This window comes from Sphingomonas sp. HITSZ_GF, from assembly GCF_029543155.1.
Lineage (GTDB): Bacteria > Pseudomonadota > Alphaproteobacteria > Sphingomonadales > Sphingomonadaceae > Sphingomonas.
In genome coordinates this window covers 127,037-150,017 of the sequence record NZ_JARQXA010000004.1, presented here as the reverse complement: position 1 = coordinate 150,017, position 22,981 = coordinate 127,037, and the positions used below count along the sequence as shown (strand labels likewise).

The window sequence follows — 22,981 nt, the reverse complement described above, 5'->3', positions numbered from 1 at the left end:
CCCCGCTGGCTAGCCGGCGAGCGCCTCGCGCGGCACCGGGCCGCCCATTGCGTCCACCATGGCCTGGTCGCGGGCGATGATCGCGGCGAAGCTCGGCCGCGCGTGCATCGCCGTCACCCAATCGGCGAGCCGCGGATAGATCGCCGGATCCACCTTCACGCCGATGCAGCCCAGGGTGGCCAGCGGGCTGGCGACGGCGATGTCCGCCAGCGTCAGCCGGTCGTCGACCAGGAAGCCGCTCGCCGGAACGGCATTCTCCAGATAGGCGAGGATCGGCGGCATCAGGTCGCGCTCCGCGGCATCGGCCGCGTCATGATCGCATTCCATCTTGAGCACCCGGGGGCGCACGAAGCGCTGGCCGAAGATCGCGGCGCCCGCGGCCATCATGATCGTGTCGGCCAGCTCGTCGAACCAGATCGTGCGTGCGCGGGCGCGCGGCTCGGCGGGGATCAGGCTCGGCTCGGGATATTTCGCCTCGAGATAGGCCACGATCGCCGAGCTGTCGGAGATCAGGAAATCCTCATCCTTGAAGCCCGGCATCTTGCCGAAGGGACTCGCGGCCATGAAATCCGGCCCACCCCGGCCCATGCCCGCGGCCTGAAGCTCGAGCTCCAACCCCTTTTCCGCGCCGAACACCATGACCTTGCGCACATAGGGCGAAAGCGTCGAACCAAACACGATCATGCCAACCTCTCCTTGGTCTTGGCATAGGCTATTCAATCGGTTGCATGGGCAACCGGCTTATGCGCGACAGACGCGCTACGCCACGAAGGGAAACCCCCTCGTCCGTGCGCTGCTGCGGCCCTTATCGTGCTGTGGCGCGGAATTATCCTGGATCAACTCGCCGGCCGAGTCCAACGACACCTGCCCCGCGGTGGCGCGAAATCGGCAAAACGGGCATCGAGCGGGAGCGCCTATTTCAGCCCGTAGAAATCGGCGACGCGATCGAGCGCAAAGCACAGGACGAGCTTGCCCGCCCGGCTCGGCCAGCGCAGCGCCTTTTCCGCCGGACCCAGCCCCTCGCCCGCGCAGACCACCCGCCACAATATGTCGGCCAGCCCGGGCCCCGCCGCCGCCACTGCGCCATCGAAGCGGCGCCGCGCCGCGATCTGCGCCAGCGTGGGATCGAGCCGCTCGGGCATGCCGCCGCCCAGCCGAGCGACCGGCGCCGGGTCCCAGCGCATCGTCACCCGCGGTCCCAGGGAAGCCATCTCGTAATCGGCGCGCAGCCGCTCGCCCGCGTCGAGCTGGCGCAGGCTGACATGCCCGCGCGCCGCCAGCCAGGCCATCGGCGATTCCGCCTGGTTGACCTGCACGCGACGACGCCCCGCACCGTCCTCGATCATCCGCTCCACAAGCTCGTGCATCGTCGATCTCCTGTTGTTCCGATTCGTGAGCGCTTGCCATGACGGCACGAATGTAGGAAAGAGGGAAACCGATTTGGTTAGGAGTCTCGGCGATGATCACCGCCATACGCGAAGTGCGCCGTGCCAAGGGGCTGACCCTGGAGGAAGTGGCGGCGCGCTGCGTACCGCCCACCACCGCGCAGACCGTAGGCCGGCTCGAGATGGGCACGCGCACCGTATCGGTGGGCTGGCTCAATCGCATCGCGGCAGCGCTCGGCGTCAACGCCGCGGACCTGGTCAAGCTGCCCGAGCGACCCGAGATCCCGGTAGCGGCGCTGCTGGAGAGCAGCGGCGCGCAAGCGCCGCGCCGGCCCGCTTCCGTGGTGCCGCCGCATGCCGAGCCGGGCATGGTCGCGGTCTCGGTCACCGCCGGTATCGGGGACTATCGCGCCGGCGACGAGATCTGGTGCCGCACCCTGGCGCCCGAGGCTTTTGCAGGCGCACTCAACCGCGACGTGCTGGTGCCCCGCCCCGCCGGGCGCTTCCTGTTCGGCCGCCTGATCGGGCGCGAGGGCGACCGGCTGCATCTGCTTCCGCTCGGCGCCGGCGCGCGTCAGCAGGTAGTCGCCGATCCGCCCTGGATCGCCGAGGCGATCCGCCTCGTCCGTGCGCTCTGAAATCCCCCGCTTAGGCCGCTAAATCACCTTGCGGAGCGCGGCGGACAGGCGCATTTTGCAGGAAAAGCAGGAGGGGCATTTCATGCTGAAACTGGGTTTCGCGGCAGCCGCCGCAATCGTGATCGCAGCGCCGGCGATGGCGGACGACTGGGATTTCGTGCTGATCAACAACAGCGGCAAGGCGATCAAGACGGTCGAACTCGCGCCGACCGGCACCACCACCTGGCAGCCCAACAAGGTCGATCCCGATTTCAAGAAGGCCGACGCGACGGTGAAGCCCGGTGCGCGCATGACCGTGCATTTCGACAAGGGCGCCACCTGCAAATATGACGTGAAGCTGACCTTCGCCGACGACAGCAGCGGCGTGTGGACCGGCATCAACGTGTGCGACAACAGCTATGTCACGGTGAAATACGCCGCCTCGGGCGCGACCGCCTTTACCGCCAACTGATCGCTTTTCGCCGGCGGCAGGGGCCCGCGGGCCTCTGCTCCTCCCGGCCTGCCTGATCTGGGGATGGTGGGCGCTGACGGGCTCGAACCGCCGACCCTCTCGGTGTAAACGAGATGCTCTACCAACTGAGCTAAGCGCCCGGCATATCGCCGATCCCACGCCCGATGCCAAAGCTGGGCGCCCGGGGCAAGCCCTTCAGACCAGACCGAGCCCCGTCCGGCGCAGCGCGCCGATATAGGCGTGCATTCCCTTCATCGCCTTTTCACTGAGCACGATATAGGCGCGGCGGCGATCACCCGGGTCCGCCTCTCGGCCGAACAGCCCGGCATCGTGCATGGTGCCGATCCAGCGCAGCGCCGTGGTGGGCGGCACCGCAGCGGCGATGCACAGGCTGGAAACCGAGACGCGCCGCTTCTCGAGGCTGGCCGCGAACAGGTCGAGCAGCATGTCCCAGGCGGGATCGGCGAACAGCTCCGCGGAGAAGAACTGGTTGCGCAGGCGCCGTGCGCGGATCACCGCGCGGATCTCGGACGGATCGATCTCCGGCACCGGGCCTTCCGGGCCGCGATAGCCCATTTCCGGCTCGCGGATTCCGCCGCGGCGCTCGATCTCCTCTTCCTCGGCCAGCTCGCCCCGGGTGAGGCGCGTCAGCGCATCGGCAATGCGAGCGACCTCCTCGCTGAGCCGCCGCAGCCGCGCCGATTCCGAATCGCGGGTGATATCGTTGACCGAGAACAGCGCGGCGTCCTGCAAGCCGGTGTGCGCAAGGACCAGCGCGGCAAGCAGCGCTGCGGCACCCGGATCGCAGAGCAGCTGGACGCCCCGCGTCCCGAGCAGCGGCGCGGCAAGATCGAGCTGGGCGGCGGCGAGCAACACGATCAGCGCAGGCATCGCCTCGGCATCCCGTGCCGCGATTGCTGCAAAGGCCGGCGCCAGTGCATCCTCCCCGGCACCGCGCGCGTCGAGCAGCACGAGCTTGGCCCCGGTCTCTTCCAGCAGCGCCTGGGCCAGCGCCAGCCCGGCGCGCGAGCGCAGCCGGATGCCCGCGGTGGAGAGCGCGTCGACGACGTCCGCAGACGCGGCGTCGGCGATCAGCAGCGCGTCGATGCCCTGCATATAGGGCGCGCCGGACAGCAGGGGGGCCGCGTTGGGGTCAGCCATCGTCTCTCGAAGTCGCGCGATGCTCCGGAGAGGCCCAACCTCCGAAACGGATTGCTCGATCCGCCCCCTTGCGGAGCTTATTGCGCGACCCGGACGGGCAGGCGAATCATTGCCTGCCCGTTACGGCTCAGTCCACGACTGATCCGTCGGATTCGGCTGCAAATATAGCAGCTTCGTCCTCATCGACGACAAGCTCGCGCGTGGCGCTGGCGAGCAGGCCCGGCCCCAGCGCGAACCATGCGGCAGCGAAGATCGCGCCGATGACCCAGTAGAGGATCCGGGTACCCATCGACATCGCGAATTGCTGCGCGGCGAATGCCTGGCCCGCCGCTTCGATCTGCGCGGGATCGCCCGCCGCCTGGAACATCGCAGTGAAATAGCTGCCCATCATCGTCCAGACCAGCAGGCCGCCGGCGATGACGAAGATCAGGCCGACGAGCAGATAGGAGAAGAACAGCGTCCAGAAATGGCCCTTGGTGAGCGCCCATGCGCCGTCCAGGCTCATTCGGCGGCGATAGAAGCTGAGCGGGAAGATCAGCGACAGGCGCACCTCGGCCCAGATCACCGTGCCGAGAAAGCCGAGGAACAGCAGGAACGTGAGCACCGCGGTGATCGGGCCCTGGCCGATCACGAAGTTGATGATCGTCACCAGCAGGATCAGCAGCAACTCGCCGACCAGCACCGCTACGAACAGGCCGATGAAGACAAGGAGGACGAGCCCGAACATGCGGAACTCGTCCATGCCCACCCGCATGAAGGCGAAGCCGCCCTCCTCCGGCCGCAGCATCGCGCGGAACACCGCGTTCATCAGCACCACGAGCAGGAAGAGCAGCACCAGATAGAGCAGCAGCATCAGGCCGAGCCCGGTCCCCAGGAAGGAGCCCGGCTGCGTCATGGTCTGCGGATCGGGCAGGATCGCGCCGAACATCGCAAAAACGATCGCGAAGGAAATGAGCACCGAGCCGACGCAATAGGTCGCCGCCCAGATCAACACCGATACGGGCCGCTCGCGCAGCAACCCGAACGCCCCGCCCACAATCGAACCCACACCCGCCATGTCGTCTCCCCCCATTCGGCCCGCGTCAGTCGAGGTTCTTCACGATCTCCTCGACCATCTTCTTCGCATCGGCCAGCAGCATCATCGTGTTGTCGCGATAGAACAGCTCATTGTCCACACCGGCATAGCCGACGCCGCCCATCGAGCGCTTGATGAAAAGCACCGTCTTGGCCTTTTCGACGTCGAGCACCGGCATGCCGTAGATCGGCGAGGACTTGTCGGTCTTCGCCGCCGGGTTGGTCACGTCGTTGGCGCCGATCACGAAGGCGACGTCGGTCTGGGCGAACTCGCTGTTGATGTCCTCGAGCTCGAACACTTCGTCATAGGGCACGTTCGCCTCGGCGAGCAGCACGTTCATATGACCGGGCATGCGGCCTGCGACCGGGTGGATCGCGTACTTTACCCGCACGCCATGCTCCTTGAGCTTGTCGGCCATCTCGCGCAGCGCGTGCTGCGCCTGGGCGACCGCCATGCCGTAGCCCGGCACGATGATGACCTGCTCGGCCTGGCTCATCAGGAAGGCCGCATCCTCGGCCGAGCCGCGCTTCCACGGACGGTCGATCGCTGCCGCACCGCCGCCGGCATCTGCCGTCGCGCCGAAGCCGCCGGCGATCACGCTGATGAAGCTGCGGTTCATCGCGCGGCACATGATGTAGCTGAGGATCGCGCCCGAGCTGCCCACCAGCGCGCCGGTGATGATCATCGCCGAATTGTGCAGCGTGAAGCCCATCGCCGCCGCGGCCCAGCCGGAATAGGAGTTGAGCATCGACACGACCACCGGCATGTCCGCACCGCCGATCGGCACGATCAGCAGGAAGCCGATGGCGAAGCTGAGCGCAGTGACGGTCCAGAACACCCAGGGGCTCTGGTCGGTGACGAAATAGCCGACCAGCCCGAGGATGCCGGCGAGCACCGCGAGGTTGATGACATGGCGCCCCGGCAGCAGGATCGGCTTGCCCGACATGTTGCCGTTCAGTTTGAGGAAGGCGATCACCGAGCCCGAGAAGGTGATCGCGCCGATCGCCACGCCCAGGCCCATCTCGATCCGGCTGACGCTCAGGATCTCGCCGTCCGCGCCCAGGATACCGAAGGCGCCGGGGTTGAGGAGCGCCGCCGCGGCGACAAGCACCGCCGCCATGCCGACCAGCGAGTGGAAGGCCGCGACGAGCTGCGGCATCGCGGTCATCGCGATCCGCCGTGCCGTCACGAAACCGATCACGCCGCCGATCGCGATCGCCGCGCCCAGCTCGATCGGGCTGGCGATCTCGTGCGTGATCAGCGTGGTGACCACGGCGATGCCCATGCCGAGCATGCCGAGCCGGTTGCCGCGCCGGCTGCTCGCCGGGCTGGAAAGTCCGCGCAGCGCGAGGATGAAACAGATGCCCGCCACCAGATAGGCCAGGGCGACCCAGGGGTTCACCGCGACATGCTCGAGTACCGGCGTCGCAAGGCCCTTGCGCATCGGTGCGCAACCCAGATCGGGTTCCATGCAGGTCTGGGCGAGCGCGAACAGCGTCTTCAGCATCGGCTCAGCCCTTCTTCTTGTACATGGCGAGCATGCGCTCGGTGACGGCGAAGCCGCCGAAGATGTTCACGGATGCCAGCGCCACGGCGACCAGGCCGAGCCACTTGGCGATCTCCGCGCCCGATGCGGCCGACGCGATCAGCGCGCCGACGATGATCACCGAGGAAATGGCGTTGGTCACCGCCATCAGCGGCGTGTGCAGCGCAGGCGTGACCGACCAGACCACGTAATAGCCGACGAAACAGGCCAGTACGAAGATCGACAGGATCGAGATGAAGTCCATGTCTTGAGCCTTCCAAACTTCACAAAGCTACCGCGTACAGCAAATAAAAACGCGGAAACTTTGCTCGCCGTCCTCGCGCCGAGGCTAACCAATCGGCGCTGTGTAGGACAGGATTATCAACCTGCGGCGAGCAGCCGCTCGTTCACTACCTTGCCGCCCTGAGTCAGGCGGATGGCGTTGCCGATCTCCTCGTCGAGGACCGGCTTGCCCTGCTCCTTGTCCCAGAAGGCGGAGAGGAAGTTGAACAGGTTGCGTGCGAACAGCGCCGAGGCATCGGCGGCGAGGCGCGAGGGCACGTTCTTGTGCCCGACGATCTTCACGCCGTGCTTCTCGACGATCTCCCCCGCGACCGCGCCTTCGACATTGCCGCCGGCCTCGACCGCGAGATCGACGATCACGCTGCCTGGTTTCATCGTTGCGATCTGCGCGTCGCTGATCAGGCGCGGGGCGGGCCGGCCGGGAATCAGCGCGGTGGTGATGACGATGTCCTGCTTGGCGATGTGCGCGGAGACGAGATCGGCCTGGGCGGCCTTGTACTCGTCGCTCATCTCGGTGGCATAGCCGCCGGTGCCTTCGCCTTCGATGCCCTTCACCGCCTCGACGAAGATCGGCTTGGCGCCGAGCGAGAGGATCTGCTCCTTGGTCGCCGCACGCACGTCGGTCGCCGACACCTGGGCGCCGAGGCGCCGCGCGGTGGCGATCGCCTGGAGCCCGGCGACGCCGACGCCCATCACGAAGACCTTGGCGGCGGAAACGGTACCCGCCGCGGTCATCATCATCGGGAAGGCGCGGCCATATTCGGCGGCGGCATCGAGCACTGCCTTGTAGCCCGACAGGTTCGACTGCGAGGACAGGATGTCCATCGACTGCGCACGCGTGATGCGCGGCATCAGCTCCATCGCCAGCGCCTCATAGCCGGCCGAAGCATAGGCATCGACACGGGCACGCTCGCCGAACGGGTTGAGCCCGGCGACGATCCAGGCGCCGGGCTTCGCGCCGGCGAGACTAGCCGGATCGGGCCCCTGCACGCCGAGCACGATGTCGGCGTCCTTCAGCGTCGCCGCGCGCGTGCCGACGCTCGCGCCCATGTCGGCATAGGCCTGATCGGCGATCGAAGCCGTGTCGCCGGCGCCTTTCTCGACCGCCACCTGCGCACCGAGAGCAACGAACTTCTTCACCGTTTCCGGAGTCGCGGAAACGCGCCGCTCGCCCGCGGCGGCTTCCTTCAGAACCGCGATCTTCACTTGGCGGAGATCAGAAAGACAACGAGGGCGGCGACCAGCGCGGCACCCACCGTGCCCCAGGTCATCATCGCCTTGAAACCGTTCCACGTCTGCTCGTGCGCCTTGAGCTGCGCGGCATTGTCACCGGTGTCAGCCATTCGTCTCTCCCCTGAAACTTTGTGAAGGGACTGTAGCCATCAGCGAACACCCGCTCAACCCCGGTGCCGCTTCAGCACGCTTAAGCCCGCCTTTACCCATCCGTTCTATGAGTGACGACCTGAAACGGGACATTAGGGACACGAAAGAGCGATGACGCGCAACGGCCAGCGCCTCCTGATGCTGATCGACGACGAACCGGCACAGCGCCGTCTCGTCGCCGCCATTGCCGCGCGCCGCGGCTGGAAGACCATCTTCGCGAGCGAGGCCGAGACCGGCATCGCCACGCTCGGCACGCCCGACGGGATGGCGCTCGACGCCGTCATCCTTGATCATTCGTCGCCCGATGCCGACGCCGCCGCGCTGATCGGTGAGCTGCGCGCCCGCCGCCCGCAGCTGCCGATCCTGATGCTCACCGCCAATGGCTCGGTCGCCAATGCCGTGAGCGCGATGCGCGCCGGCGCCACCGATTTCCTGGTCAAGCCGCTCGCCTCCGAGCGCCTGCTCGCCGCGCTCGAGGCCGCGGTCGGCGGCAAGACCGCGGGCGAGCTGCGCCCGCTCACCGAGAAGCTTTCCGCCCCGCTCGCGTTCGACGAGATCGTGGGCAGCGCGCCGCAGTTCCGCGCGGCGCTCGCCATCGCCGCCAAGGCAGCCCGCGCCCGCGTGCCGGTGCTGATCGAAGGCGAGAGCGGCGTCGGCAAGGAAGTGGTCGCCGAGGCGATCCACGCCGCTTCGCCGCGCAACAAGAAGGAAATGGTCTGCGTCAATTGCGGCGCGATCCCCGCCAACCTGGTCGAGAGCGAGCTGTTCGGGCACGAGAAGGGCGCCTTCACCGGCGCCTTCGAGCGCAAGATCGGCCGCTTCGCCGATGCGGACGGTGGCACGCTGTTCCTCGACGAAGTCGGCGAGATGCCGCTCGACGCGCAGGTCAAGCTGCTGCGCGTGCTCCAGTCGGGCGAGATCCAGCCGATCGGCGCCCGCCATGCCCGCGAAGTCGACGTCCGCGTGATCGCGGCGACCAACAAGACGCTCCAGGCCGAAGTCGAGGCGGGGCGCTTCCGTGAAGACCTCTATTACCGGCTCAACGTCGTCCAGGTGACGATCCCGCCGCTGCGGGAACGCACCGGCGACATTCCGGCGCTCGCCCGCCACTTGCTCGCGCGGATCGCCGAGCAGCCAGGGCTGCGCGAACTGGGGATCACCGACGAAGCGCTCCAGCTGCTCGGCAGCTATGACTGGCCGGGCAATGTCCGCCAGCTCCAGAACGCGCTGTTCCGCGCCGCCGTGCTCTGCGACGGCGACGGGCTCACGCGTGCCGACTTCCCGCAGATCGCCCAGCTCGCCGCCGGCCGCCCGATGGGCAATGGCGCCGCGGTGCAGGGTACGAGCAACGCCGGCGTCACGCTGTTCCGCCCCGACGGCAATCTGCGCGCGCTCGACGAGATCGAAGCCGACGTGATCCGCCTCGCCATCGGCCATTATCGCGGCCGGATGACCGAGGTCGCCCGCCGCCTGGGGATCGGCCGTTCGACGCTCTACCGCAAGCTCGGCGAGCTGGGGATCGACCAGAGCGCCGCCTGAACCGCGCTCAATCCCACCAGAAGAACCACCAGTCCGAGTCCATCAGACCGGCGGCGAGCGGCGGCAGGCTCGTTGTTCCCTGGTCGACGATGTCGCTGCAATAGAAATACTGCTCGCGCGCCAGCGCCATCGCCTCGGCACGCGTCGCCGGGCGCTTCGTAACCCGCAGGTCAATCACGTCGCCCGAAAGGCCCACCAGCTCGGCGCCGTAACGCTGCTTCCAGCTGCGCAGCACCGCGACGTGCAGCGCCGCCGGCGGGCAGGCATTCCAGCCACCCCAGCGCAGATAGGCCGGCGCTTCGCTGCCATCGCTGGTCGGCAGCAGCAGGATGTGCACCCGCTCGAAGGGCTTGCCGGTGAGAATGTCGGACGCAACGGAGAGGCCCGATACGAGGCCCTCGGTCGTCGCGGGCCAGTCGCCCGCTTCGGGCACTTCGGCATCGGCGCCATATTCCTGAGCGAAATGCTTTTCGAGGGCGCCAGGCAGTATGATTTTCGCCGCCGCGGCGAGCGCGGCTTCCGGGCTCTGGCCGGCTTCGTCCGCGAAATTCTCGCCGATCATCGCCAATGCCTCGTCGTCACCGATGACCACCGGCCAGCCCTTGCCTTCGCGGCGCAGCCGCTCCCAGGTGGCAAGCGCCTGGCTGCCTGGAACGGTGACCAGCGGATAGGGTATCGGCGCGGCGGAGACCGCCGGCCGCGCCGCGGCACCGCGCCCGAACCACACCGCCACCGCCCCGAGCATTGCTCCCAGCACCCCGCGTCGCATCATTGCGCCCTCTCTCGCCTTCCGCGCGACGTGCTATACAAACATATAGCCAACAGAACAATAAGGGAACATCCGGAATGGTCGCACTCGTTGCCCTGATCTGCGCGGCGCTGTTCGCCGGCGCGGCCTTCTACGTCTTCTTCGCCGAGCATCCCGCGCGGATGATGCTCGACGACCGCGCGGCGCTGGCCCAGTGGAAGCCGGCCTATGCCCGCGGCACGATCATGCAGGTGACGCTGGCGATCCTCGGCGGCGTGCTCGGCGCGGTCGCCTGGTGGCGGTACCAGAGCAACTGGTTCTGGCTGGCGGGCGGCGTGGTCCTGCTGCTCAACATCCCCTACACCTTCGCCGCCGTCTGGGGGACGAACAAGAAGCTTGCGGCAACCGCACCCGAGGCGGCGGGCCCCGAGACCCGGGCGCTGCTGGCGAAGTGGCACAAGCTCCATCTCGTCCGCGTCGCGCTCGGCCTGCTCGCGGTCGGCCTGATCGCCCGCGGCATCCTGCCCTGAGGCCTCACAGCATCAGCCAGTGCCAGAGCAGCCGACCGGGCAGGAAGGCGAACAGGCCCGGCAGCAGCAGCCCCGCCGAATAGAGCGTCCACATCAGCCTTTTGTGCAGCGCGATCCGGCCCATCCGGGCAGCGCGGATGGCGCGGAACAGTGCGAGGAAGACCACCGGCACGAACAAATGGATCAGGCTGAACTGGCCGTGGTTGATCGTGCGGATGAAGATCGCCGAGATCGCGGCCGTCAGCATCAGCACTGCCCAGATCCGCCCCAGCATCTTGTGCGTCGCGTCGCCCTTGCGGGACAGCAGCACCCATAGCCCGAGCGGAATCGCTGGCAGCACACTGGCGAGGTGGATCAGGATCGCGACCTGCTTGGCTTCATAGGTCGACGGGGTCATGCCCGTCAGCACCCGGGCGACCGCAATCGTCGTGGCACCCGCCAGTATCGTCGCGCCGACCAGCAACGCCCCCTTGGCGATCCGCGGCAGATCGATTGCGATTTCTTCCCGAACCTGTGTGGCCATGGCGTGCCTCCCGACTTTATGGACAGGGGCAGATTGTCGGCTGGCGGCGGGGCCGCAATCGCGGCTACGTGGGCCGGCAATCTGCTTCGCCGGCGGGCGCGGCGCCGGAGGGCGCCGCCATTTGGCGAAGCGCGAACGGGACGGGAAAAAGACGGCTTGGGCAGTGCACGGCGGATCCTGATCGACTGCGCGATCATCTTCGGCGTGGGGCTGGTGCTGGCGTTCGTCGGGCCGTTCGGCAGCTTCGAGGCGCCGTTCGGGCTGCGGCTGCTCTACTGGCTGGCGATGAGCTATGCCGGCTATTTCCTCTATTTCCCCGCCATGGCCGCCGCGACCGCGCTGGCGCCGCGGCTGGAACTGCCCGAGCCGGCGCTCTGGGCCGCGGCCTGCCTGATCGTCACGCTGCCGATGACCGCGGTGACCTGGTGCGCGAATTTCATCTGGCGAGCCCCGAGCTGGCCGACGCTCGATCAGGCGCTCGAGCATTATTTCAACGTCTTCGTGATGGGCGCGCTGGTCTGCGCGCTCTTCTGGTTCGCCCGCTCCCGCCACCGGGCGGCGCCCGAGCGGGCACCGGCGCCGGCGACCGTACCCGGCGAGGCACCCCTGCCCCGGCTGGCCGAGCGGCTGCGCCCGCATCTGCGCAGCGTCCCGATCGCGCTGGAGATGGAGGACCATTATGTCCGCGTCCACACCGCGCAGGGGTCGGACCTGCTGCTGATGCGGATGCGCGACGCGGTGCTCGAGCTCGACGGCCTGCCCGGCGCACTGGTCCACCGCAGCTGGTGGGTGGCGCGCGGCGCAGTGCAGGGCGTGCGGCGCGACGGGCGCAACCTCCGCCTCCAGCTCAGCGGCGGGATCGAGGCGCCGGTCGCGCGCGCCCAGGCGGCGGCGCTCGAAGCCGAGGGCTGGTTCTAGCGGACCGCGACCAGCTTCGCCCGGGCGAGGTGCCAGCGCGTATCGACGGGATTGTCGCTCACCCCTGCGACGACGCGGCGCAGCGTGTAGCTTCCACGGAAATGCTGGCGGGTGCCGTTCTTGAGCGTGGCATAGACATCGACCGGCACGGTGATCCAGCGCTGGCTCATCCCGGCATCGGCATCGCGCGGCGTGCCCGTCACCACCCGGGTGCGCGCGGTCGCGGCAAAGCCCTGGCGGAAGCTGGCGTAGCTCTTGCCGCTCGCCTTGCCGCCATCGCTCCACAGCGCATAGGCGCCGCGGAAATTGCCGCGGTCGATCGCGGCATAATAGATCTCGACCACGCCGCGCGCGGCTTCGGGGCTGTCGGCGCCTTGCGCGAGCGCAGGAACCGGGGCGGCGAGCAAGGCAAGCGCGAGCGCAATCCGCATGAGGCTTCTCTCCTTCTAGCGCGCGACCAAAGCCGCATCGCGCAGGCCGCGCCACACTCTCAACGCCTGAACCGTCTCGAATACGTCATGCACGCGGATCAGCTGGACCCCGGCATCGGCACCCTTGAGCGCCAGTGCCAGGCTGCCGCCGAGCCGCCGTTCGGCAGGCGCCTCGTTCGACAGCGCGCCGATCACCCGCTTGCGGCTGGCCCCCAACACAATCGCACAGCCCAGCCCGTGGAACAGCGCCAGCCCGTTCATCAGCGCGAGATTGTCCTGGAGCGACTTGCCGAAGCCGATGCCGGGATCGACCAGGATCTTCGCCCGGTCGACGCCCGCCGCCACGACGTCGGCGACGCGCTTCTCGAGCCAGTCATAGACGTCGAGCAGCACGTCGGCATAGCCCTCGCCGCCATGCGGGCCTTTCTCGGGCTCGGGCGAATGCATCAGCATCACCGGGCAGCCGGCCGCCACCACCACTTCGAGCGCGCGCGGATCGTAGAGCAACGCCGCGACATCGTTGACGATATGCGCACCCGCCGAGAGCGCCGCCGACATCACCGAGGCGCGCCGCGTATCGACCGAGATCGCCGCGCCGCCGGCGGCGAGCTTGCGGATCACCGGCACGACGCGCTCGATCTCCTCGCCTTCCCAGACCTCCGCGGCGCCGGGCCGGGTGGATTCGCCGCCGATATCGAGGATCGCCGCACCCATCGCCGCCATGTCGACGCCCGCCCCGGCCGCTGCATCGGCATCCTCGGCGAGCGCGCGGGAATCGGAGAAGCTGTCCGGCGTGCGGTTGAGGATCGCCATCACCTGGGGCTGATCGAGCCGCACCACCCGCTCGCCGAGCCGGAGCGGCGCGCGCGGCGCGGTGATGCGATCGAGGATCGCGGCGATGCGCGGATCGTCGGGCAGATCGGCAACCGCGACGGTCTGCTGGAAAACCCGCTTGCCGCCCTCGCGGGCGATCAGCTCGAAGGCCGAGCACCAGCTCAGCCCGCCGGCAAGGCGGATCACCTCGCCATCGCGGTGCACCGGCGAATCGGCGAACTGGACGGGGCGGAGATAGAGCCGCGCGGTTGCGGGGAGATCGGGGGTCATGCGGGAAACCGTCTCAGACGGAATCCTGTATTGGAAGCGGAAAGTGACGCTGCGGGCGCTTCGCCTCTTCTTCGTCACCCCGGACTTGTTCCGGGGCCCACCGGGAGGCAGCCGATATGCAAGAGGATCGGGCACTTTGACCCGAGGCACCGTGGACCCCGGCACAAGGCCGGGGTGACGGGTTGGGGAGCGGTGGAGCGCCCCCCTGAAGTCGCCTTACGGCTGCGTCGCCAGCAGGTAGGTCTGGCGCAGCGCGTCGATCGGCTTGAGGCCGTCGGCCGCTTCGTAATGCCAGAAGGTCCAGCCATTGCACGACGGGGCGTTCTGCAGCGTCGCGCCGAGCTTGTGGATCGAGCCGGCCTGGCCTTCGCAGCTGAGCGAGCCATCGGCGCCGACCACTGCGCGCCAGCGGCGCTTGGTGTCGGTCAGCACGGTGCCCGGGTTCAGATAGCCATTCTCGACCAGCTGGCCGAAGGCGACGCGCGGCTGGCTCTTGGGCGCCTGCATCGTCTTCAGCGCCGATTCGTCGAGCGGCAGGGCTGCTGCGATACGCTCCTGCGCCGCCTCGACATATTGGCTCTCGCGCTCGATGCCGATCCAGCGGCGGCCGAGGCGCTTGGCCACCGCACCGGTGGTACCGGTGCCGAAGAACGGGTCGAGCACGACGTCGCCCGGCTTGGTCGAGGCGAGCAGCAGACGGTAGAGCAACGCTTCGGGCTTCTGGGTCGGATGGACCTTCTGGCCGCCCTTCTTGAGCCGCTCCTGGCCGCCGCAGATCGGGAATTCCCAGTCCGAGCGCATCTGCAGCTCGTCGTTGAGCGTCTTCATCGAACGATAGTTGAAGGTGTATTTCGCCTTCTCGCCGGTCGATGCCCAGATCAAAGTCTCGTGCGCGTTGGTGAAGCGCGTGCCCTTGAAATTGGGCATCGGGTTGGCCTTGCGCCAGATGATGTCGTTGAGGATCCAGAAGCCCAGGTCCTGGATCGCCGAGCCGACCTTGAAGATGTTGTGATAGCTGCCGATCACCCAGATCGTGCCGTCGTCCTTCAGGATGCGGCGCGCCTCGGCCAGCCATTCGCGGGTGAACGCGTCATAGGCGGCCAGGCTGTCGAACTTGTCCCAATCGTCGGTGACCGCGTCGACGGCGCTGCCGTCGGGACGGTTGAGGTCGCCGCCGAGCTGGAGGTTGTAGGGCGGATCGGCGAAGATGCAGTCGATCGACTTGGCGGGCAAAGCGCGCATCGCCTCGATGCAGTCCTGCTGCAGGATCGTGTCATAGGGCAACACATCGACCCAACTACGCACCGTCGCCGGCTTGAGCCTGCCCTTTTCGAGAACCCCCATTAACCTCAATCCCCTTATTGGAGAGGCGGTTTCTGTCGCGGAACGACCATCCGTCAAGCAGAGATTGGTTAACGAAAAAGCCTTCGATTCCGTTAACTTGTGGAACGGCGAGCGAACTTATCCACATGCTGAGTCAATAAGTTATCCACAGGCACAAGATATGGGGTGTGGCGAAAAAGACTCAGCTCGTCGCATGCGAGAAGAGCGCAGCATCGGCCGCAACCGGCCCCGGCGGCCTATAATGAGGGGTAACCAGATCCCCTAAGCCTTGGAAATCCGCGATGAACATCGATCCGCAGCCCCAGCCGACGGCGCCGCCGACGTCGAACGATGTCGTCGACCTGATGCTGAGCGTGCTGTCCGACGGGCTCGACCATCCCGAGCTGTGGGAGATCATTCCGAATCTGGTGGCGTCCGATTCGATGCTGGTGCCGACGCTGCAGCGCCGCCTGGCCGAAGAACCGCGCGCGATGTTCAAGGACAGCCTGCGCATCCTGCTCGGCATGTGCGCCTCGGCCGGGGGCGAAACCGCCGAAGTGCTCGAGCTGCTGGCGCCGCTCGCCGCGCGGTATAGCCAGTCGCTGATGGTGCAGGGCGCGCTGTTCCATCTCGAAGGCAAGCTCGATCCCGAGAACCCGCGCTACGCACTGGCCGACAAGGTCTGCCTCAAGCCGTTCGTCGAGCTCGACGTGCTGGAGAACAGCGCGCATCTGTGCTGCGCGAGCTGGCTGCCGACATCGGTCGGCAATCTTCGCGGCGGCGACTGGCAGCGCGTGTGGAACGGCGAGACCGCGCAGGCGATCCGCGCGAGCGTGCTCGACGGCTCCTATCGCTATTGCAACAAGCGCACCTGCCCCTTCATCCAGAGCGGCAACCTGCCCACGCGCACCGAGCTGGAAGCCGACGTCAAATGGGCGGAGGTCGTCAAGACCGGCCAGACGCACATGGCGCACGGCCCGGAAGAGGTGAACCTCGCCTATGACCGGACCTGCAACCTCTCCTGCCCCAGCTGCCGCACCGAGCGCTATGCCGCCGACGATGCGACCCGGGCGACCTATGCGGAGATGCAGGAGCGCGCGATCCTGCCGATGATGGCCAATGCCAAGACGGTGTTCATCACCGGATCGGGCGATCCCTTCGCTAGCAAGAATTTCCGCCGGCTGATGGAGCAGCTGACCGCCGAGGACTATCCCGAGCTCAAGTTCATCATAATGACCAACGGCATGTTGTTCACGCCGCGCCAATGGGAAGCCTTCCCGGCGCTGCACGGCCGGGTGCAATCGCTGCGGATCAGCCTCGATGCCGCGACCGGGCCGACGCACGAGCTGCTGCGCCGCGGCGCGCGCTGGGAGACGATGCTCCAGAACATGAAGTTCGCCGGCGAGCTCAAGGCGGCCGGGCTGGTCGACGACTATATGCTCACCTTCACGGTGCAGCAGGAGAATTACCGCGAGATGGGAGACCTGCTCGACCTGGCCGACGAAGTCGGCGCGAGCACCTGCTATTTCGGGCGGATCACCAACTGGGGCACGTTCAGCCAGGACGAATATGCGCGCAAGGCGGTGTTCGTGCCGGGCCATGCCGAATATGACGCCTTCCTTGAGGCGACCCGCGATCCGCGCCTGCGCGATGCCAAGGTGTGGCCGAGCGACCTGGACGAGTTCTTCAAGGCGGCAGCCTGACCGCCTGCTCAAGCGCTCTCTCCCTTGATGGGAGAGGGAGGGGCCCGCCGCCGAAGGCGGTGGGAGGGTGAGGGTGACCTCTCCTCTGGCTCTCTCGCTTGAGGTGAGGTCACCCCCACCCAACCCTCCCCCATCAAGGGGGAGGGCTTTGCAGAACGCCAGCGCCCCCTATTCGGCGGCTGCCGTCCCGAAATCGAAATGCGCCTGCGCCACCGGCGCGAAGCTCTTGCGGTGGTGCGGCGTCGGGCCGAGCGTGCGCAGCGCTTCCTGGTGGACCCTGGCGCCATAGCCCTTGTTGCTCGCCCAGCCATAGCCGGGGTGGAGCGCATCGAGCTCGATCATCATCGCGTCCCGGCGATGCTTGGCGACGATCGAGGCGGCGGCGATCGACAGGCAGAGCGCGTCGCCGCCGACCACGGCATGGCTCTGATGGCCCCAGTTCGGGCAGCGATTGCCGTCGACCAGCACAAAGGCGGGCGCGTGCACCAGCGCCTCGACCGCGCGGGTCATCGCCAGCATCGTCGCCCAGAAGATGTTGAGCGTGTCGATCTCCTCGACGCTGGCGACTCCGATGCCGACCTGGGCGCAGGCGAGGATCTCGGCACAGAGCCGCTCGCGCTTCGAGGCCGTCAGCGCCTTGGAATCGTCGATGCCCTCGGGCACGCAGCGCGGATCGAGGATGACAGCGGCGGCGACCACCGGCCCCGCCAGCGGCCCGCGGCCGGCCTCGTCGACCCCCGCGACCGGGCCGCCGTGCAGCTTGCCATATTTCCGTTCGAACTTGAGATCAGGCATCTTGTACCCGCCATGGCGGATAGCGGCGCATCTCGCCAGCCTGGTAGAGCCGCACCGCATTGCCCGCCGGATCGCGCAGCCGCGCCTCGCGCCAGCCCCAATTCTCGTCCTTGGGCTCCTGCTCGAACTTCACGCCCTGCTGCTGGAGATAGGCGACGGTGACGTCGAGATCGCCGCATTCGAAATAGACGACCGGCGCAGTGTAGCCGGGATCGGTGGCGATGCTGAAGGTGGCGCCGCCCTCGGTCTCGAACCGGGCATAGCGCGGGCTGGCGCGGACGACCTGACGCAGGCCGAGCAGCCGGTAGAAGCGCTCGCTGGCGGCGAGGTCGGCGGCGGGCACGGTCACCTGGTTCAGCATCGGCTCGAAGAAGCTCATGTTGAGATCGAGCCGCACCGCCTGCTGGCCCATCGGACCATGGCCGCGGCCGAGCCCCGGCGCCTCGCGCATCGCCAGCCGCACGAAGCGGCGGGCGCGGCGCACTGCCTCGGGCAGGTCCCATTCCACCGCGAGCCCGCAGGCGATCGCTGAGGAGAGGGTGCAGCCGGTGCCGTGCGTCGAATCGCTCTCGATCCGCGGGCTGCTCCATTCGATCTCGGGCGGGTCCTCGGGGTCGACCGACCACAGCCGGTCGGTCACCACCGCGCCCTCAGCATGGCCGCCCTTGACCAGCACCGCACAGCGATGCGCCTTGACGAGTGCCAGCGGATCGCCGCCCAGCGCATCGAGCTCGGGCAGGTTCGGCGTGACGACGGTGGCGCGCGCCATCAGCCGCTCGAACGCGGCGATGGTGGCGTCGTCGGCCAGCGTCGCGCCGCTCGATGCGATCATCACGGGGTCGAACACCACCGGCACGCCGGGCAGCTCGGCGAGCTTCTCGGCGACCGCCAGCGCGGTGCGCGCCGATCCGATCATGCCGATCTTGATCGCATCGACGCCGATGTCGCTCACGCACGCCTCGATCTGCGCCAGCACCATCTCGGTGGGCACCGGATGCACGCCGGTGACGCCCAGCGTGTTCTGCGCAGTGATCGCCGTGATCGCCGTCATCGCATGGCCGCCGAGCATGGTGACGGTCTTGATGTCCGCCTGGATACCGGCGCCGCCGCCCGAATCGGATCCGGCGATGATCAGGATACGTGGCGTCACGCCTTTCCTCCATCGTCACCCTGAACTTGTTTCAGGGTCCAACGCGCCTCAGGCGATACCGCTGGGGGAGAATTGGATGCTGAAACAAGTTCAGCATGACGGTTGAAAGCCAATGACATCGCTCAGCCTCTAAACCGGCGCTCCGTGCTCGCCGGGTTGTTCGCCAGCGCCTTACCCACACGCGCCGGCCGATCCAACAGCTCGCCGGCGCAATTGGGGCAGCGTTCGTCGAGCGCATCGGTGCAGTCGGCGCAGAAGGTGCACTCGAACGAGCAGATGAAGGCGCCGCCCTCGTCGGCGGGCAGGTCGACGCCGCAGCGCTCGCAATCGGGACGCATCTCGAGCATAGTTCAATCCAATCCCGTTCGCCCTGAGCTTGTCGAAGGGCCGTACTTCTTCCTTGTTGTCGCGTGAAGAAAGAACGGTGCTTCGACAAGCTCAGCACGAACGGTTGTTGGCATCAGGCCGCCACCTCCGCCACCACGGCGCAGATGCGGTCGACCACCGCCTCGACCTGCGCCTTGTCGTCGCCTTCGGCCATCACCCGGATCACCGGCTCGGTGCCCGAGGCGCGGATGACGAGGCGGCCCTTGCCGTCGAGCTCGGCCTCGGCATCGGCGATCACTGCCTTGACGCGCGGGTCGTCGAGCGGCTTGCCGCCCTTGAAGCGGACATTCTTGAGCAGCTGGGGCAGCGGATCGAAGCGGTGGAGCACTTCGCTGGCCGGCGCGCCGGCGCGGACGATCTCGGCGAGCACCTGCAGCGCGGCGACAAGGCCATCGCCGGTGGTGGCATAATCGGAGAGGATGATGTGCCCCGATTGCTCGCCGCCGACATTATAGCCCGAGGCGCGCATCTTCTCGAGCACGTAGCGATCGCCGACCGCGGTGCGGATCAGGCCGAGGCCCTGCGCCGAGAGGTGCCGCTCGAGCCCGAGGTTCGACATCACCGTGGCGACCAGCCCGCCCCCGGCTAGCTTGCCCTGGCGTGCCCAGCCGCCGGCGATCGTCGCCATCAGCTGGTCGCCGTCGACCACCTTGCCGGTCTCGTCGGCGACGATCAGCCGGTCGGCATCGCCGTCGAGCGCGATGCCGATATGCGCGCCGGCGGCGACCACGGTCTCGCACAGCGTCTGCGGCGCAGTGGAGCCGACGCCGTCATTGATGTTCTTGCCATTAGGGCTCACCCCGATCGCGATCACTTCGGCCCCGAGCTCCCACAAAGCCGAAGGCGCGACTTGATAGGCAGCACCATTGGCGCAATCGACGACGATCTTGAGCCCGTCGAGCGTCAGGTCCTCGGGGAAGGTCGACTTGGCGAAATGGATGTAGCGGCCGCGCGCATCCTCGACGCGGCGGGCCCGGCCGATATCGCCCGAGGCGGCGAGCGCCACCTCGCCGTCGATCAGCGCCTCGATCGCCAGCTCGTCCTCGTCGGAGAGCTTGTAGCCGTCGGGGCCGAACAGCTTGATGCCGTTATCGGCATAGGGATTGTGGCTCGCCGAGATCATCACGCCCATGTCGGCGCGCATCGAATGGGTGAGCATCGCCACCGCCGGGGTGGGCATCGGCCCGACCAGCACCACGTCCATGCCCACGCTGGTGAAGCCCGCGACCAGCGCGTTCTCGAGCATATAGCCCGAAAGCCGCGTGTCCTTGCCGATCACCACCCGGTGGCGATGATCGCCCCGTCGGAAGTGCGCGCCGGCCGCCATGCCGACCTTCATCGCCATCGCCGCGGTCATCGGCGACAGGTTGGTCGCGCCGCGGATTCCGTCCGTCCCGAAATATTTTCTTGCCATGTGCCGTTTTCTCGCGACCTTGCAGGTCCTCAACCGCCACCGGATTAGCGCGGAAACTCCAAAAGGGCGAGCATGTCGCAACCAACTCGTATTCTCTTGTCGCTGATCGCCGGGCTGATCCTGGGCGCGGTGCTCGCCGCCTGGGCGCCGGCCGGCGCGACGATTGCCGCCGACTGGGCGCAGCCGATCGGCCAGGCCTGGCTCAACGGCCTCCAGATGACGATCGTGCCGCTGGTGGTGGCGCTGCTGATCACCGGCGTCGCCGCCACCGCCGAGGCCGCCCAGGCCGGCCGCCTCGCCGGCCGCGCCATCGCGCTCTACGTGATCGTGCTCGCGCTTTCCGCGCTTGCCGCGGCGATCCTGACTCCGCTGTTCCTCCACATCGCCCCGCTGCCACAGGAATCGGCGCAGGCGCTGCGCAGCGCCCTCGCCGGCGCCGAGAAGATCGGCCCGGTGCCGCCGATCGGCGAGTTCCTGGCAGCAATCGTGCCCGCCAACATCGTCAAGGCCGCCGCCGAGAACGCCTTCCTCTCGCTGATCATCTTCTCGCTGATCTTCGCCTTCGCGATGACGCGGGTGGGCGGCGAGGCGCAGCGGCTGCTCACCGACTTCTTCAAGGCACTACGCGACGTCATGCTCGTCGTGATCGATTGGGTGCTGTGGGTCGGCCCCGTCGGCGTGTTCGCGCTCGCACTCGTCGTCGGCGCCAAGGCCGGCACCGGCGCGTTCGGCGCGCTGATCCACTATATCCTCACCGTCGCCGGCGTCGGCCTGGCGGTGACCGTCTTCGCCTATCCGGTCGCGGTGCTTGGCGGACGCGTGCGCCTGGGCGCCTATGCGCGCGCTGCGCTGCCCAGCCAGGCCGTGGCGCTCAGCACCCAGAGCTCGCTCGCGACGCTGCCGGTGATGATCGAGGGCACCGGCAAGCTCGGCGTGCCGGTCGCCGTATCGGGCGTCACCCTGCCGCTCGCCGTCGCGATCTTCCGCGCGACCGGCCCGGCGATGAACTTCGCCGTCGCCATCTATGTCGCCGAATGGTTCGGCGTGCCGCTCAGCCCCGCCACGCTGGCGGTGGGCGTGGTCGTCGCGACGCTGACCTCGCTCGGCTCGGTCAGCCTGCCCGGCACGGTCAGCTATGTCAGCGCGATCGCACCGGTGGCGGCGACGATCGGCGCGCCGGTGAGCCCGCTCGGCCTGCTCGTCGCGGTCGAGACCCTGCCCGACATCATGCGCACCGTCGGCAACGTCACCTGGGACATCGCGGCGACGACCTGGCTGTCGCGCCGCGCCGGCAAGGTGCCGCTCGACGAGGCCGACGCGATCCTCGCCCACGATACGTGAGCGCGCGCAAGGCGGGGGCATGGCTTGGCCTGCTCGCCGCCTCGGCGGCGGGTGCGGCGATCCTGGAGTGGATCGGACTTTCGGCCGGGCTGCTGCTCGGGCCGATGCTGGCGGCGATTGCCTTTTCCGCGCGCGGCGCCGGGCTCAGCCTGTCCCGCCCCCTCTTCATCGGCGCGCAGGCAGTGATCGGCTGCCTGATCGCCGGCACGCTCGACATCGCGACTTTCTCGCGCGTGGTGACGCAGTGGCCGATCTTCCTGGGCGTGACGGCGGCGACGCTCGGCGCGAGCAGCCTGCTCGGCTATCTGCTCAGCCGCTGGCGCGTGCTGCCCGGCAGCACCGCGATCTGGGGATCGATGCCCGGCGCCGCCTCCGCCATGGTGGTGATCGCCGATGCCTTTGGCGCCGATGCGCGGCTGGTGGCGTTCATGACCTATACCCGCGTCGTCTGCGTCGCCGCCGCCGCCTCGATCCTCGCGGCGGTGCTCGGCGCGCATCGCGGTGACGCGCTGGTGACGATGCTGGCGCCGGCACCGTTGATCCCCTCGCTGGCGACACTGGCGGTGGCCGGGGTCGGCGCCCTTATCGGCCTGAAGCTGCGCATTCCCGGCGGCGCGCTGCTGGCGCCGATGGCGGTGGGGATCGCGCTTCATGCGCTCGGCATAGTGCGCATGACGCTGCCCGAGCCGGTGCTGGCGATCAGCTATGCGCTGATCGGCTGGCGGATCGGCCTGGCTTTCACCCGCGAGACGCTGGCGCTGGCGCGCAAGGCGTTGCCGCGCGTGCTGCTCGCCACCTTTGCACTGATCGGCTTCTCCGCCGCGCTCTCGCTGCTGCTGTCGCGGATCACTGGTATCGACCCGGTGAGTGCCTATCTGGCGGTAAGTCCGGGCGGGCTCGATTCGGTGGCGATCATCGCCACCTCGGTCCCGGTCGACCAGCCCTTCGTGATGGCGATGCAGGCGCTCAGGTTCCTCGCGGTGCTGGCACTGGGGCCGACGCTGGCAAGGTTTGCGGCGAGGCGGTTCAATAAAAATCCTCCCCCGGAGGGGGAGGGGGACCAGCCGCAGGCTGGTGGAGGGGGCTAGCCACAGGCGATATCGCTCGTGGCTTTCCCTCTCCACCACCGCCTATCGGCGGCGCCCCCCCTCTCC

At 68.1% G+C, this 22,981-nt stretch carries 25 protein-coding genes and 1 tRNA gene; 8 read left to right on the top strand and 18 right to left on the bottom strand.

The genetic code is table 11. The features are described from left to right. Positions 1 to 9 precede the first annotated feature (9 nt). Together P6144_RS12440 and P6144_RS12435 are read right to left on the bottom strand one after the other, a co-directional pair. Positions 10 to 684: a glutathione S-transferase family protein gene (locus P6144_RS12440; RefSeq protein ID WP_277768085.1), complete on the bottom strand. Its 675-nt coding sequence runs from the start codon at positions 682 to 684 to the stop codon at positions 10 to 12. Between the two features lie 230 nt (positions 685 to 914). Beyond that, positions 915 to 1,367 (bottom strand): DUF6456 domain-containing protein, encoded by a 453-nt coding sequence (locus P6144_RS12435; RefSeq protein WP_277768084.1) that lies wholly within the window; start codon positions 1,365 to 1,367, stop codon positions 915 to 917. A 92-nt stretch (positions 1,368 to 1,459) separates the two neighbouring features. Between P6144_RS12435 and P6144_RS12430 the strand changes: the two genes are divergently transcribed. Continuing rightward, positions 1,460 to 2,023 (top strand): helix-turn-helix transcriptional regulator, encoded by a 564-nt coding sequence (locus P6144_RS12430; RefSeq protein ID WP_277768083.1) that lies wholly within the window; start codon positions 1,460 to 1,462, stop codon positions 2,021 to 2,023. A gap of 82 nt (positions 2,024 to 2,105) precedes the next feature. Continuing rightward, positions 2,106 to 2,474 carry a hypothetical protein gene (locus P6144_RS12425; RefSeq protein WP_277768082.1) on the top strand — a complete coding sequence of 123 codons (369 nt, stop codon included), beginning with the start codon at positions 2,106 to 2,108 and terminating at the stop codon, positions 2,472 to 2,474. Positions 2,475 to 2,538: 64 nt separating this feature from the next. Here the strand turns inward: P6144_RS12425 and P6144_RS12420 are convergent. The 7 genes from P6144_RS12420 to P6144_RS12390 form a co-directional block, all read right to left on the bottom strand. Then, a tRNA-Val gene (locus tag P6144_RS12420) sits at positions 2,539 to 2,614 on the bottom strand. Between the two features lie 55 nt (positions 2,615 to 2,669). Next, positions 2,670 to 3,635, bottom strand: coding sequence for a hypothetical protein (locus P6144_RS12415; RefSeq protein WP_277768081.1), 966 nt, complete (start codon positions 3,633 to 3,635; stop codon positions 2,670 to 2,672). A gap of 127 nt (positions 3,636 to 3,762) precedes the next feature. Next, the gene (locus P6144_RS12410) at positions 3,763 to 4,692 is read right to left on the bottom strand and encodes a hypothetical protein (protein WP_277768080.1); all 930 of its coding nucleotides are present in this window, start codon (positions 4,690 to 4,692) and stop codon (positions 3,763 to 3,765) included. A 25-nt stretch (positions 4,693 to 4,717) separates the two neighbouring features. Further along, positions 4,718 to 6,154, bottom strand: a complete 1,437-nt coding sequence (locus P6144_RS12405) for an NAD(P)(+) transhydrogenase (Re/Si-specific) subunit beta (protein WP_277768408.1) — start codon at positions 6,152 to 6,154, stop codon at positions 4,718 to 4,720. A 67-nt stretch (positions 6,155 to 6,221) separates the two neighbouring features. Further along, positions 6,222 to 6,500, bottom strand: a complete 279-nt coding sequence (locus P6144_RS12400) for an NAD(P) transhydrogenase subunit alpha (protein ID WP_086127554.1) — start codon at positions 6,498 to 6,500, stop codon at positions 6,222 to 6,224. Between the two features lie 116 nt (positions 6,501 to 6,616). Then, entirely contained in the window at positions 6,617 to 7,744 is a 1,128-nt protein-coding gene (locus P6144_RS12395) for an NAD(P) transhydrogenase subunit alpha (RefSeq protein ID WP_277768079.1), read from the bottom strand. Then, positions 7,741 to 7,881 (bottom strand): aa3-type cytochrome c oxidase subunit IV, encoded by a 141-nt coding sequence (locus P6144_RS12390; RefSeq protein WP_277768078.1) that lies wholly within the window; start codon positions 7,879 to 7,881, stop codon positions 7,741 to 7,743. Before P6144_RS12390 ends, P6144_RS12395 begins: the two co-directional genes overlap by 4 nt. A 151-nt stretch (positions 7,882 to 8,032) precedes the next feature. Between P6144_RS12390 and P6144_RS12385 the strand changes: the two genes are divergently transcribed. Continuing rightward, positions 8,033 to 9,460: a sigma-54 dependent transcriptional regulator gene (locus tag P6144_RS12385; RefSeq protein WP_277768077.1), complete on the top strand. Its 1,428-nt coding sequence runs from the start codon at positions 8,033 to 8,035 to the stop codon at positions 9,458 to 9,460. 7 nt (positions 9,461 to 9,467) lie between these two features. Here P6144_RS12385 and P6144_RS12380 read toward each other — a convergent pair whose 3' ends face one another. After that, complete coding sequence (locus P6144_RS12380) at positions 9,468 to 10,232, bottom strand: DUF4253 domain-containing protein (RefSeq protein WP_277768076.1); 765 nt, start codon at positions 10,230 to 10,232, stop codon at positions 9,468 to 9,470. 74 nt (positions 10,233 to 10,306) lie between these two features. On the opposite strand from P6144_RS12380, the gene P6144_RS12375 reads away from it, so the two are divergent. Continuing rightward, positions 10,307 to 10,738, top strand: a complete 432-nt coding sequence (locus P6144_RS12375; RefSeq protein WP_277768075.1) for a DUF1772 domain-containing protein — start codon at positions 10,307 to 10,309, stop codon at positions 10,736 to 10,738. 4 nt (positions 10,739 to 10,742) lie between these two features. On the opposite strand, the gene P6144_RS12370 is transcribed toward P6144_RS12375, so the two are convergent. Beyond that, positions 10,743 to 11,261: a DUF2306 domain-containing protein gene (locus P6144_RS12370; protein ID WP_277768074.1), complete on the bottom strand. Its 519-nt coding sequence runs from the start codon at positions 11,259 to 11,261 to the stop codon at positions 10,743 to 10,745. Between the two features lie 156 nt (positions 11,262 to 11,417). On the opposite strand from P6144_RS12370, the gene P6144_RS12365 reads away from it, so the two are divergent. Further along, the gene (locus P6144_RS12365; RefSeq protein WP_277768073.1) at positions 11,418 to 12,179 is read left to right on the top strand and encodes a LytTR family DNA-binding domain-containing protein; all 762 of its coding nucleotides are present in this window, start codon (positions 11,418 to 11,420) and stop codon (positions 12,177 to 12,179) included. Here P6144_RS12365 and P6144_RS12360 read toward each other — a convergent pair. The 3 genes from P6144_RS12360 to P6144_RS12350 form a co-directional block, all read right to left on the bottom strand. Further along, positions 12,176 to 12,610, bottom strand: a complete 435-nt coding sequence (locus P6144_RS12360) for a hypothetical protein (protein WP_277768072.1) — start codon at positions 12,608 to 12,610, stop codon at positions 12,176 to 12,178. The two genes, P6144_RS12365 and P6144_RS12360, sit on opposite strands and share 4 nt — an antisense overlap. Before the next feature lie 15 nt (positions 12,611 to 12,625). Then, positions 12,626 to 13,714 carry a dihydropteroate synthase gene (gene folP, locus P6144_RS12355; RefSeq protein WP_277768071.1) on the bottom strand — a complete coding sequence of 363 codons (1,089 nt, stop codon included), beginning with the start codon at positions 13,712 to 13,714 and terminating at the stop codon, positions 12,626 to 12,628. A gap of 216 nt (positions 13,715 to 13,930) precedes the next feature. Then, positions 13,931 to 15,058: a site-specific DNA-methyltransferase gene (locus P6144_RS12350; RefSeq protein WP_277768070.1), complete on the bottom strand. Its 1,128-nt coding sequence runs from the start codon at positions 15,056 to 15,058 to the stop codon at positions 13,931 to 13,933. Positions 15,059 to 15,339: 281 nt separating this feature from the next. Here P6144_RS12350 and P6144_RS12345 point away from each other — a divergent pair, with 281 nt between their 5' ends. Next, positions 15,340 to 16,740 (top strand): radical SAM protein, encoded by a 1,401-nt coding sequence (locus tag P6144_RS12345; RefSeq protein ID WP_277768069.1) that lies wholly within the window; start codon positions 15,340 to 15,342, stop codon positions 16,738 to 16,740. Positions 16,741 to 16,908: 168 nt separating this feature from the next. Here the strand turns inward: P6144_RS12345 and P6144_RS12340 are convergent, their stop codons facing one another. From P6144_RS12340 to glmM, 4 genes are all read right to left on the bottom strand, one after another. Next, positions 16,909 to 17,535, bottom strand: coding sequence for a ribonuclease HII (locus tag P6144_RS12340; RefSeq protein WP_277768068.1), 627 nt, complete (start codon positions 17,533 to 17,535; stop codon positions 16,909 to 16,911). Beyond that, positions 17,528 to 18,685: a bifunctional hydroxymethylpyrimidine kinase/phosphomethylpyrimidine kinase gene (thiD, locus tag P6144_RS12335; protein ID WP_277768067.1), complete on the bottom strand. Its 1,158-nt coding sequence runs from the start codon at positions 18,683 to 18,685 to the stop codon at positions 17,528 to 17,530. The genes P6144_RS12340 and thiD overlap by 8 nt, the downstream gene beginning before the upstream one ends. 122 nt (positions 18,686 to 18,807) lie before the next feature. Further along, positions 18,808 to 19,032: a DUF1272 domain-containing protein gene (locus P6144_RS12330; protein ID WP_277768066.1), complete on the bottom strand. Its 225-nt coding sequence runs from the start codon at positions 19,030 to 19,032 to the stop codon at positions 18,808 to 18,810. Between the two features lie 113 nt (positions 19,033 to 19,145). Continuing rightward, positions 19,146 to 20,486: a phosphoglucosamine mutase gene (glmM, locus tag P6144_RS12325; RefSeq protein ID WP_277768065.1), complete on the bottom strand. Its 1,341-nt coding sequence runs from the start codon at positions 20,484 to 20,486 to the stop codon at positions 19,146 to 19,148. A 72-nt stretch (positions 20,487 to 20,558) separates the two neighbouring features. Here glmM and P6144_RS12320 point away from each other — a divergent pair, with 72 nt between their 5' ends. Beyond that, positions 20,559 to 21,827 carry a dicarboxylate/amino acid:cation symporter gene (locus P6144_RS12320; protein ID WP_277768064.1) on the top strand — a complete coding sequence of 423 codons (1,269 nt, stop codon included), beginning with the start codon at positions 20,559 to 20,561 and terminating at the stop codon, positions 21,825 to 21,827. Further along, positions 21,824 to 22,915 carry an AbrB family transcriptional regulator gene (locus tag P6144_RS12315; protein ID WP_277768063.1) on the top strand — a complete coding sequence of 364 codons (1,092 nt, stop codon included), beginning with the start codon at positions 21,824 to 21,826 and terminating at the stop codon, positions 22,913 to 22,915. The genes P6144_RS12320 and P6144_RS12315 overlap by 4 nt, the downstream gene beginning before the upstream one ends. The last annotated feature ends 66 nt before the right edge of the window (positions 22,916 to 22,981 follow it).